Below are 10,552 nucleotides of genomic sequence, written 5' to 3' on the forward strand. Positions count from 1 at the left end.
ATAGCCTAGCTTAGATAACGTATTCAATTGGGTTGTTGAATCGGTGAATCTCCAAATACTTAGCAATTTCTTTTTTTAATTTTAGGAATTCTAAACTTAAGCGGTCGCTTTTGTCGATTCTTGTGTCAAGCTGGGCGACTATTTTTGATGGTGCCATAATGATTACTTTTGTTCCTAAAAATATGGCCTCCTCAATATCATGTGTAACGAAGATAAAAGTGCTATTTGAATTCTTGCAAATTTCTAAAAGTTCATTTTGCAGAGTGAGTTTTGTAAAATTATCCAAAGCACTAAAGGGCTCATCTAAAAGTAGTATTTGAGGTTGAATACTTAATGCTCGTGCTAAAGCTACCCTTTGTCTTTGTCCACCACTCAATTCTTTAATAAAACGATGCTCAAAGCCATTTAAGTGAGTTAACTTAATATATTCTAATGCCTTTTTTCTTGCCTCTTTCTTACTAAAACCTTTAATTAAAAGAGAGAAGGAAACATTATCTAATACATTCTTCCATGGGATTAGTGCATAATCTTGAAAAACTTTAACACACTGTGTAATATCAACTTGATGTGTATAAACTTGCCCATTAATGCAAACTTCCCCTGCATCAAATTCCAAAAATCCACCCAAAATATCCAAAAGTGTTGTTTTTCCACAACCTGAAGCCCCCAAAAGAACAATAAATTCTCCTTTTTGAATCTCTAAATTTAAATTATGAAGTACCTTTATATTCTTGAATTGTTTAGAGAGATTATAAATTTTTATCATTATAAACCACCTAATTTTTTTAAAATCAATTTTTCAAAATAAGAAAATAGTAAATAAATAGCATATCCCAAAAATCCAATACTAATAATTGCAACAATGACAATATCTGTCCTCAAAATATTACGCCCGTCAAGAATCAAATATCCTAAACCACTTTGAATTCCTAACATTTCAGCCGCAACCAAATGTATCCAAGCAATTGAAGCCGCGAGCTTTAGCCCTGTTGCAATATGCAAAAAAGCGCCCGGTATGATAATATCTTTAAAAATAAAATAGGGCTTAGCACCCAGATTTTTTGCCATCATTAAAAGCGTTGGGTTAATATGGCGAACACCTGATATACAAAGTGTAAGCATGGGAAAAAATACCGCTATGGAAATTACAAAAATTGCACCAAATTCACCTATCCCAAATAAAAGCACAACCAAAGGAAGCCAAGCAATGGGCGAAATGGGACGCAAAAACTGAATAAATGGCTCAAACAAAAGTTCTATTTTTGTAAAATATCCCAAAATTAATCCGATAAGGATTGCAAAAAATACCCCTATGCCCAACCCTATAAAAAATCTACATAAAGAATTTAAAATTGCTTGAGGTAAAACATCATTTTTAACTAATTCAATGAATGTGCTAAATACTTCGCTAGCGGTGGGTATATTCAGAGAATTTTTGGAAGAAACCTCCCAGAAAAAAATAAAAATCATTAATAAAACTAAAGAGATAAAGCGTATATTCATCGTACATCTCTTATAAAACTATTATCAACAAATTCGTCATAAGAAATAGAAATATCTGCAATATTATTTTCTTTCATTGATTGAATTGTATATTGAATATCATTAGGCGATAAAGCCAAATCTTGATAAATCACTCTTTGATTTTGAGATAATAAATTACTAATTAAATGACTTTTGTATCCTAAAAATTGACTTGATATTTTTGATGCCTCTTCGGGATTCTTATGGATAAAATAGGCACTTTTAATAAAATTTTGTGTTAGTAACTCTATTTCTATTCTCCTATTTTTTATAATATCATTATGAACACAAAAGATACAACAAGAATGGTAAGGAATTATATCCTTTGAAAGCACAAAGACATCAACCAATTTTTTCTGTTCTGCTAGCAGGCTGAAAGGTTCAGCAACAATAAAACCATCAATACTTTGACTTGCTACGGCAAAAATCATTTCAGGAGGCGACATATCAACAAGCTGAACATCATTTAAATTTAAACCTTTTTGCTTTAAAAATGTTGCCAATAAAAGATAATGCGTAGAAAATCTACTCGGTATAGCAATGCTCAAGCTCTTTAGAGTGTTAATATCTTTCTTTGTGTTTATTAAGCCTTTTTTAACCACAAGTGCTGACCCATTACGATGGGCTGCAAAAAGTGCCTTGATATCTAATCCCTTTTGCTTCAACACTAATGCTAAAGGAGTTAAAATGAAAGCACCATCAATATGTTTTGCACGAAAAACCTCACTTAAGTCTGCCCAAGACTGAAGTTTCAAGGGTATAAAAGCAGATTTTTGTAATTCTTTAGCAATAATAAGCAAATGGTCACTAATGGGTAAATAGCCAATTTTTGGACTCCAAGAACTCTCTGTTGCACACCCCCCCAGCCCCAAAGATGCTAGTAAGATTGAATTAAAAAATAGAAAGTCTCGCCTTGTCATTCTTTATAAATCCAGACTTAAAAGTTTCTTAATATGTCTTAATGAAGGGGTAACAATCGCCACAAAATAACTTTCCAACAGTAGCTTATGAGCAACTGAATCTTTAAAGTAACCTTTAGAGCCTTCACAAAGCATTACAAGTTCGGCAAATCTTAAACATAATTTACCTAATTCTAACTTAACTTTTAAAACTTCCTTAAAGGTATCTTGATGATTAACAATAGGATTTTCTAATATTGCACTAATCCTGCATTCAAGTTTTTCTTTCTTAGAATTTAGGTGCGGCAAATCCTCCAGCATAAAATCATTCTGCACATTCTTAATCTTTGCAATGACAGATTGAGATTTTTCTATCAATCCTAACGCAATACCAGTCTGCATTGCCACAAAGCCGGGTAAAACATGAGGTAAAAAATCACTTAAGTTTGTACTAAGAATAAACTTTTTCTCCAAAAAATAATCTTTAAAACACACACTCCTTGTCGCTGACCCTTCCAGTGCAATAAATCTTGTATCGTCCTTTAAAGAAAGCGTCTCATCACATTGAATCAAACCCATCACAAAGTGTTCATCATCTTCTTTTGCAATCGCAGCAAAATAATGGTTGGAAGCAATATTAGAAACCCAAGGTAAGACTCCATTAATAAGGTATCCACCCTGAATTTTCTTTGCCTTTAGTTTATTATTCTCAAAACCAGCAAAACTTTTCATTGGATTAGAAAGCCCTGTCCCACCCAAAATCTCCCCTTGAGAAATTTTGTGTGCAATATTTTGCAAAAAATCCTGCTTGTCTTTATCAAATTGATTATGTGTCATTGCACAGAACAAATACCACAAAAGGGCATTTTGACACCATACACAAAAACCTGTATTCCCGCACACTTTAGAGACAATCTTAATTTTTTCTATCACTCCTAAAAGTTCCCTCGCATCACTAAAATGATGATAAAAGCCATATTGGGCTAACTCTTGCAAGCAAGCCTTAGGATATTTTCCTTTATCAATTTCAAGTCGTTGCGATTGGAGGGTATTCAAAATTGTTTGCATTAATTAACCTTTAGATTAACCGCCCTTAAAAGCGTATTTGCCACCGGTGAATATTTTGTGGCATGGCTGATGATAGCATTTTGAGTTTTCTCATCAGCATTACTTTGTAAATCCACCTTCACTCTCACATCTGTAAAACCAAGAGGCTTATCTTCTGATAAATCCCCTGTACCCCATACAGCAGTAATGTTTAAATCACCCTCAAGTTCTAATTCAAGTTTTGTAATAACAACATTTTGGGCAATAGCATTTGCGTGAATTCCTACCGCTAAACAACTCCCTAATGCTGCCAACAAGGCTTCGCTAGGGTTTGGGGCAGTATCATCTCCTAAAAGCGTTGGAGGTTCATCGACAATATATGCAGGTAAATTTCTGATATAGTTTTCGTGACGAAACTTACCCTTTGCGACCGTTTTACACTTAAGAGTTTTGATAACTTCTGGATTCTCCTTCCCTGCTTTAATGAGAGCTTCTAACCCTGCCTTATCAATAGGGTCTAATCTTGTACAAGCTGTAACTGCTACTTTGTTTTCTGACATTTTTTATCCTTTTTATTTATCTTTTAAAATATTTAGTTAACTTACTTTTCTATTGCCTGCTTCAAGTCTTCGATTAAGTCTTGTGCACATTCTAGCCCAATGCTTAAGCGAACTGTTGATGGAGTAATTCCCGCATCTTTTAGCTCATCTGCATTCAGTTGTGAATGTGTCGTGCTGGCTGGGTGAATGATGAGAGATTTAGAATCCCCCAAATTAGCCACAATTTTAAAAATTTCTACATGATTGCAAATGGATTGTGCGTGCTCATAATCTTTTGCCTCAAAGCTTAAAAGCCCACTTGCATAGGAATTTTTAAAATATTTCTTCAAAAGAGGGTAATAGGGATTCTTACTTAAGCCCGGATAACTCACCTCACCAATATTTGAATGTTGTTCTAAGAATTCCGCAACTTTTAGTGCATTTTGACTATGTTGTGTGATTCTTAAATTTAATGTTTCCAATCCTTGCAGAATTAGCCACGCATTTTGTGGAGAAAGCGTTGCACCAATATTTCTCAACCATTCTATCAATACACGAATGGAAAAAATGGGCAAATCTAAATCAGCATAAACAAGTCCGTGATAACTTGCATCAGGAGTATTGAATGCACCATATCGTGCATTTCCTTTAATGAATGCATTCAAGCCATCTCGTTCAATAATAATACCTCCCAATGCATTTCCCTGCCCATTAACATATTTACTTAAACTGTGTGTAACCACATCAACACCAAATTCAAAAGGGTGATGCAAAAATGGAGTAGCAACAGTATTATCACAAATACTAATAATTTGATGCTTTTTAGCAATTTGTGTAATTTTTTCTACATCAGCGATTGAAATTTGTGGATTAGACAAACTTTCAAAAAAGATAGCCTTTGTATTTGAATCAATCACCTTTGGTAAGGAGTTTTCAATATCATCAATGTCAAATACTCTTGCCTCAATTCCAAAACGTTTTAAGGTATGACAAAAAAGCGTTTGTGAGCCTCCATAAATTTTATTAGAATAGATAACATTATCACCATTTTGTGCACAATTTACAAGTGCATAAAATAGAGCTGCTGAACCACTTGATGTACAAACTGCAAATGCTCCTCCCTCAACACTTGCAAGCCTTCTTTGCAAAATATCAACCGTTGGGTTAGTCAGCCTTGAATAAATATTTCCAAGCTCCTCTAAACCAAACCTAGCCTTTGCTTGTTGCAAATTTTCAAAGCTATAAGCGGTGTTTTGATAGATAGGCACACTGATTGTTCTTTGTGTGTCAAACTCATACCCTGCATGTAAAGCTAACGTGCTTTGTGAATATGTTTTTTTCATCGTCATTCCTTTCTTATTTTTAAAACTATACCTAATTAATAATTAAACTAATATTAATCTGTTAATTATTGTATATATATTCGTTAAATATGTAATTATTGATTAATATAATTATATACTAAATTAGTAATATTATTAGTAATTTAATATATAAGGATCAGATTAGTCAACAATGATTTGGTAAAATTTACAATAAATACCTTGAATTCAACTATTGGAATATTGCATAAAAGTGAGATTAATTATAAAAGTAGTAAAAACAAATGACATATATTAAGATTTGAGATTGTGTGGCGACCCCTAGAAGATTTGAACTTCTGTTCCCACAGCGAAAATGTGGTATCCTTGACCGCTAGATGAAGGGGTCAGTTTAGATTGTAACATAAAATTCTTAAAAATCATATTTTTTGGTTGAATATATTAGGATAGAGAATTTTATATTTATTCTAAGAATATATATTGAAACATATCTTGTTTTTAGTATTTTGTTGATACAATCTTGAAAAAATAAAGGAGTGTTGTGCATGAATTTCAAGGAAGGTTGCTTTAGTCTTTGGTGTGATTTTATTGAAAGAAGTTTTTTAATAAAAGGCTTTTCGCAATTATTACAAAAAGAAAGCATAAAGGGAGCAACAAGTAATCCAGCAATTTTTCAGAAGGCTTTTTCTTCTCCCGCATATAAGGAAGATATGAAAAAATTATTTCTACAGGATTTGAGCACCAAAAATATTTATGAATCCTTAGCGGTCGAGGATATCAAGAATGCAGCAACAATCTTGGAACCATTATTCATAGCTAATCCACAAGATGGCTGGGTAAGCATTGAAGTTGACCCTTACTTATGTGATGATGCGGAAGCAACATACGCAGAAGCTAGACGATTACACCAAGCAATTAATAAGCCAAATGTAATGATTAAAGTCCCAGCAACGAAGGCAGGATTTATCGCAATGGAAGAGTTGTTTGCTACCAATATTTCTGTTAATGCAACTCTAATTTTTAATGAAAACCAGGCTAAACAATGCGTAGAAGCTTTTGAACGTGGCTTTAAACGCAGTATGCAAAAAAAAGATTTACAAGCGGTCGTGAGTATTTTCGTCTCGCGTTTTGACCGCAAATGCGACTCAAAATTACCAGACGCATTAAAAGCAAAAATAGGCATTATGAATGCAACAAAAATTTATCATACTATAGAATCCTATTCTCTCCCTTATGTACGTTCCCTTTTTGCTAGCACAGGAGTGAAAGATTCTAGCCTACCCGCAAGTTATTATGTTGATTCTTTGCTTTACCCTAATAGCATCAATACAGCACCGCTAGAAACAATAGCAGCATTTTGTGCAACAGGCAAAAATCAAGTCAATAATGCACCTAAAGTAGCAGATTCTTTCTGGCAAGAAGTGGCAAGAGCAGAAATTGATATGACACTAGTCAGTGAAGAATTACTTCAAGAAGGCTTAGATGCATTCAAGGAATCTTTCAAAGCTATTTTAGAAGGTTTGGAATCTGAATTCTAGAATTTATAACCTCAAAAAATATTCTAATGCTTAGGGATTCAAAATGCTTAATTACAGATTAATTGATAAGTGTGTAAAATATGGTGATTGAAAACAATCACTACCAAAAATCAAGGAGTTAAGATGTCTTATGTCAATGAAGTTCTAGCACGACTACAGAAAAAGTTTCCTCATCAGCCAGAGTTTTTACAAGCTGTAACTGAGGTATTTGAGAGCCTTGAACCTCTCTTTAAAAAAGAAAAAAAATACCAAAAGTATAATATTCTTAGTCGCATCGTAATTCCTGAAAGACAAGTGAATTTTCGCGTCACATGGATTAATGACAAGGGCGAAATTCAAGTGAATCAAGGATACAGAATCCAATATAATTCAGCAATCGGTCCTTATAAAGGTGGCTTGAGATTCCACCCTAGCGTAAGTGAGGGAACAATCAAATTCTTAGGTTTTGAACAAATATTCAAAAATTCTCTAACCGGGCTTGCTATGGGTGGCGGAAAGGGAGGAAGTGATTTTGATCCTAAAGGAAAAACTGAAACAGAGATTATGCACTTTTGTCAAGCTTTTATGACAGAATTAAGTCGTCATATCGGAGCAAGAACCGATGTTCCCGCCGGTGATATTGGTGTAGGCGGAAGAGAAATTGGCTATTTGTTTGGGCAATATAAAAAATTACAAAATTCTTTTGATGGTGTTTTAACAGGCAAAGCATTAGGTTGGGGAGGAAGCCTTGTACGCCCAGAAGCAACGGGTTATGGCAATGTATATTTTGCTGAAGAAATGCTCAAAGAAAAGAAAGAAAGCCTTGAGGGAAAAATTTGTCTTGTTTCAGGTAGTGGAAATGTTGCTATCTACACTGTTGAAAAATTACAACAATTAGGGGCAAAGCCTGTAACAGTAAGCGATTCAAGGGGCTACATTTATGATAGTGAAGGGATTGACTTAGTATTACTAAAAGACATTAAAGAAGTACGTCGTGAAAGTCTTGTTGAATATGCGAAAGAAAGAAAGAATGCAAAATATACTCCTGTCTCAGAATATCCAAATGACCATAATCCGTTATGGAATACTCCTTGTTTTGCGGCATTTCCAAGTGCAACACAAAATGAAATTAATCTAAAAGATGCTGAAAATCTTCTCAAGAATGGTTGTAAATGCGTAAGTGAGGGAGCAAATATGCCTTCTTCTCTTGATGCCGCACACAAATTCTTGAATGCAAAAATTTGTTATGGCCCCGCAAAGGCAGCAAATGCAGGCGGTGTTGCAACAAGTGGTTTAGAAATGAGTCAAAATGCAGCGATGATTTCTTGGACATTTGAGGAAGTGGATAAAAAGTTACATGGTATCATGAAACATATTTATGCTATTTCTAAAGAAACTGCAAAGGAGTTTGGGGAAGCTGATAACCTTGTACTTGGTTCTAACATCGCTGGTTTTAGAAAAGTTGCTGATGCAATGATAGAGCAAGGAATTTAATTTGCAAATAATTTACCTTGCTGGCGGGTGTTTTTGGGGTGTACAAGGGTATTTTGATTTATTAGGTGGGGTTTGTGAAAGCTGTGTAGGCTATGCGAATTCTAACAAGCCTTATCCTAGTTATCAAGATGTTTGCGGTGGTGATACAAACGCAACTGAAGCAGTACGTATCATATTTGATGAGGATACTCTCTCCTTGAATATGTTGTTGCAACGTTTTTTTTCCATTATCGACCCAACTGCACTCAATCATCAAGGTAACGATTGGGGAAGCCAATATCGAAGTGGGATTTATCTTGAAGAAGAAACTTTTTTAGGAGAAATTCAAGATTTTATCACGCTTCATATTCAGCCCCTTTATGCTAAAAAAATTGTAACTGAAGTAAATGTTTTGGAAAACTTTTACCCTGCTGAAGAATATCACCAAAAATATTTACAAAAAAATCCAAATGGCTATTGTCATATTTGCTTAGACGATGCGTTAAAACCCTTATGAGTGAAGATTTTTATTTTCAACTTGCATTGCAAGAAGCTTGGAAGTATCAGATTCATACTTTGCCAAATCCAGCAGTGGGAGCTTTGTTGCTTGATGAAAATGGTAAAATCTTAAGCATCGGTACGCACAAAAAACACAAAACAATGCATGCTGAGTTAAATGCTCTCCAAATAGGCTTTCATCAACTTGGTGGTAGCAATGAAATTCTAGCCTTACATGATCCTTTTGCCCTACAAGATTATCTACTTAAAAACCATCAAGGAAGATTTAAAACTTGTAGCTTATTTGTTACTTTAGAACCTTGTAGCCATAAGGGTTCTACACCATCTTGTGCAAACTTATTAGCAAAACTAGGAATACAAAAGGTTTGGATTGGCACAAAAGATAATCACCCTTTGGCTTGCAAGGGAGAGAAAATCTTACTTGAGAATGGCATTCAAACATCTATGCTTTCTCCACATTCTGAATCTTTAGCTAAAAATATACTATATCCGTTTTCTTGTTTGCAGAATAATGGACAATTTATTTTTTATAAATATGCACAACGACTTGATGGTAGCATCAATGGAGGAATTATTAGCTCTTTGGAGTCGCGTAAAAAAACACATGAATGGCGTGGTTCTGTAGATTTACTTGTGGTTTCAGGCAAAACCGTGCGTATGGATCGCCCAATTTTAGATACCCGCCTAACCCCTCACCTCAAAGCTCCAGATATACTTATTATCACTAAAAATAAAGATAAAATCGATAATAACATTCCGCTTTTTTCTGTCCCTCAACGCAAGGTTTTCTTTGCTGATGATGTTACGGCTTTAAAGTGTTTAAGTAAAATTGGTCATTATAAAACAGCAATGATTGAGGGTGGGAGTGAATTTTTGAAAAGTTGTGAACCATTTTTAGATATGATTGCGGTTTTTCTTGCTCCTACTTTTAATGCACACACACACACCAGAATGTCTTTAACTCACTCTTGGGTTCTTTACCATTCACAACAAATCCAAGATTCTCAAGATATGCTTTTATGGCTTGGAAAAACTGATACACCTACACATCCATTATAAAGGATTTTAATGTTACCTCAATATACAAAAGGTAATAATGAAAGTTTATATCAAACAACAATAGATTCTCCATTAGGAAAAATCACATTACTTGCTAATGAAGATTCTTTATGTGGTTTATATTTAGAACGGCAATCCATCCCTAAAAACACTCTTACACAGATAAGAGATAAGCATATTGCTTTCGATAAAGTTCGGCAATGGCTTCAGTGCTATTTTAATCAAGAACAGCCTTTATCCAGTAATATTCCAATCACATTACAAGGCACAAACTTTCAGTTAGAAGTTTGGAGTATTTTATGCACAATTCCTTATGGAAAAACAATGACTTATGGCGAGATAGCTAAAATACTCGCACAAAAGTTAGGTAAAAAAATGTCGGCCCAAGCAGTTGGTGGTGCCGTTGGCAGGAATCCCATCTCTATTATTATTCCATGCCATCGTGTGTTAGGAAGCCACCTTGAACTTACAGGCTACAATGGTGGCATAGAATTGAAAGCAAAACTTTTGCAGTTAGAAAAAATAGAATTCAGGATAAATTCAACCCCCTCCCCCTAAAACTTCTTCTTATTCACATCTGCTAGTATTTGTGCTGCTACATTATCTACTGCTGTGCTTATATCTTTAGAATGATTCGCTATTTCTACATTCTG

The 10,552-nt window shown here is 34.4% G+C and carries 11 protein-coding genes and 1 tRNA gene; 5 read left to right on the forward strand and 7 right to left on the reverse strand.

The features are described from left to right. Positions 1–10 precede the first annotated feature (10 nt). The 7 genes from CCZ01_RS06000 to CCZ01_RS06030 all read right to left on the reverse strand — a co-directional run bounded on the left by CCZ01_RS06000 (position 11) and on the right by CCZ01_RS06030 (position 5,719). Positions 11–766, reverse strand: a complete 756-nt coding sequence (locus CCZ01_RS06000; RefSeq protein ID WP_112052322.1) for an ABC transporter ATP-binding protein — start codon at positions 764–766, stop codon at positions 11–13. After that, complete coding sequence (locus CCZ01_RS06005) at positions 766–1,503, reverse strand: ABC transporter permease (RefSeq protein ID WP_112052323.1); 738 nt, start codon at positions 1,501–1,503, stop codon at positions 766–768. Before CCZ01_RS06005 ends, CCZ01_RS06000 begins: the two co-directional genes overlap by 1 nt. Continuing rightward, complete coding sequence (locus CCZ01_RS06010) at positions 1,500–2,444, reverse strand: ABC transporter substrate-binding protein (RefSeq protein WP_112052324.1); 945 nt, start codon at positions 2,442–2,444, stop codon at positions 1,500–1,502. The genes CCZ01_RS06005 and CCZ01_RS06010 overlap by 4 nt, the downstream gene beginning before the upstream one ends. Positions 2,445–2,447: 3 nt before the next feature. Further along, the gene (locus CCZ01_RS06015) at positions 2,448–3,491 is read right to left on the reverse strand and encodes an acyl-CoA dehydrogenase family protein (RefSeq protein WP_112052325.1); all 1,044 of its coding nucleotides are present in this window, start codon (positions 3,489–3,491) and stop codon (positions 2,448–2,450) included. Continuing rightward, the gene (locus CCZ01_RS06020) at positions 3,491–4,030 is read right to left on the reverse strand and encodes an OsmC family protein (RefSeq protein ID WP_112052326.1); all 540 of its coding nucleotides are present in this window, start codon (positions 4,028–4,030) and stop codon (positions 3,491–3,493) included. Before CCZ01_RS06020 ends, CCZ01_RS06015 begins: the two co-directional genes overlap by 1 nt. A gap of 41 nt (positions 4,031–4,071) precedes the next feature. Continuing rightward, the gene (locus CCZ01_RS06025) at positions 4,072–5,352 is read right to left on the reverse strand and encodes an O-acetylhomoserine aminocarboxypropyltransferase/cysteine synthase family protein (RefSeq protein WP_458692859.1); all 1,281 of its coding nucleotides are present in this window, start codon (positions 5,350–5,352) and stop codon (positions 4,072–4,074) included. A 291-nt stretch (positions 5,353–5,643) separates the two neighbouring features. Next, positions 5,644–5,719 (reverse strand) — tRNA-Glu (locus CCZ01_RS06030). Between the two features lie 157 nt (positions 5,720–5,876). On the opposite strand from CCZ01_RS06030, the gene CCZ01_RS06035 reads away from it, so the two are divergent. The 5 genes from CCZ01_RS06035 (at position 5,877) to CCZ01_RS06055 (ending at position 10,457) form a co-directional block, all read left to right on the forward strand. Continuing rightward, complete coding sequence (locus tag CCZ01_RS06035) at positions 5,877–6,869, forward strand: transaldolase (protein WP_112052328.1); 993 nt, start codon at positions 5,877–5,879, stop codon at positions 6,867–6,869. Between the two features lie 123 nt (positions 6,870–6,992). Further along, positions 6,993–8,342: an NADP-specific glutamate dehydrogenase gene (gdhA, locus tag CCZ01_RS06040; protein WP_112052329.1), complete on the forward strand. Its 1,350-nt coding sequence runs from the start codon at positions 6,993–6,995 to the stop codon at positions 8,340–8,342. Between the two features lies 1 nt (position 8,343). Then, positions 8,344–8,838, forward strand: coding sequence for a peptide-methionine (S)-S-oxide reductase MsrA (msrA, locus tag CCZ01_RS06045; protein ID WP_112052330.1), 495 nt, complete (start codon positions 8,344–8,346; stop codon positions 8,836–8,838). Then, positions 8,835–9,899, forward strand: a complete 1,065-nt coding sequence (ribD, locus tag CCZ01_RS06050) for a bifunctional diaminohydroxyphosphoribosylaminopyrimidine deaminase/5-amino-6-(5-phosphoribosylamino)uracil reductase RibD (protein WP_112052331.1) — start codon at positions 8,835–8,837, stop codon at positions 9,897–9,899. The genes msrA and ribD overlap by 4 nt, the downstream gene beginning before the upstream one ends. 9 nt (positions 9,900–9,908) lie before the next feature. Then, on the forward strand, positions 9,909–10,457 hold the full coding sequence (locus CCZ01_RS06055) for a methylated-DNA--[protein]-cysteine S-methyltransferase (RefSeq protein ID WP_112052332.1): 549 nt from the start codon (positions 9,909–9,911) through the stop codon (positions 10,455–10,457). The last annotated feature ends 95 nt before the right edge of the window (positions 10,458–10,552 follow it).

Origin of the sequence: Helicobacter monodelphidis (assembly GCF_003288845.1) — a bacterium.
Lineage (GTDB): Bacteria > Campylobacterota > Campylobacteria > Campylobacterales > Helicobacteraceae > NHYN01.

Bases quoted from the DNA above. Each gene is read 5' to 3' on its own strand.
- ribD (WP_112052331.1), top strand. From the start codon at position 8,835: ATGAGTGAAGATTTTTATTTTCAACTTGCATTGCAAGAAGCTTGGAAG.
- CCZ01_RS06055 (WP_112052332.1), top strand. From the start codon at position 9,909: ATGTTACCTCAATATACAAAAGGTAATAATGAAAGTTTATATCAAACA.
- gdhA (WP_112052329.1), top strand. From the start codon at position 6,993: ATGTCTTATGTCAATGAAGTTCTAGCACGACTACAGAAAAAGTTTCCT.
- CCZ01_RS06025 (WP_458692859.1), bottom strand. From the start codon at position 5,352: ATGAAAAAAACATATTCACAAAGCACGTTAGCTTTACATGCAGGGTAT.
- CCZ01_RS06005 (WP_112052323.1), bottom strand. From the start codon at position 1,503: ATGAATATACGCTTTATCTCTTTAGTTTTATTAATGATTTTTATTTTT.
- CCZ01_RS06035 (WP_112052328.1), top strand. From the start codon at position 5,877: ATGAATTTCAAGGAAGGTTGCTTTAGTCTTTGGTGTGATTTTATTGAA.
- CCZ01_RS06010 (WP_112052324.1), bottom strand. From the start codon at position 2,444: ATGACAAGGCGAGACTTTCTATTTTTTAATTCAATCTTACTAGCATCT.
- CCZ01_RS06020 (WP_112052326.1), bottom strand. From the start codon at position 4,030: ATGTCAGAAAACAAAGTAGCAGTTACAGCTTGTACAAGATTAGACCCT.
- CCZ01_RS06015 (WP_112052325.1), bottom strand. From the start codon at position 3,491: ATGCAAACAATTTTGAATACCCTCCAATCGCAACGACTTGAAATTGAT.
- CCZ01_RS06000 (WP_112052322.1), bottom strand. From the start codon at position 766: ATGATAAAAATTTATAATCTCTCTAAACAATTCAAGAATATAAAGGTA.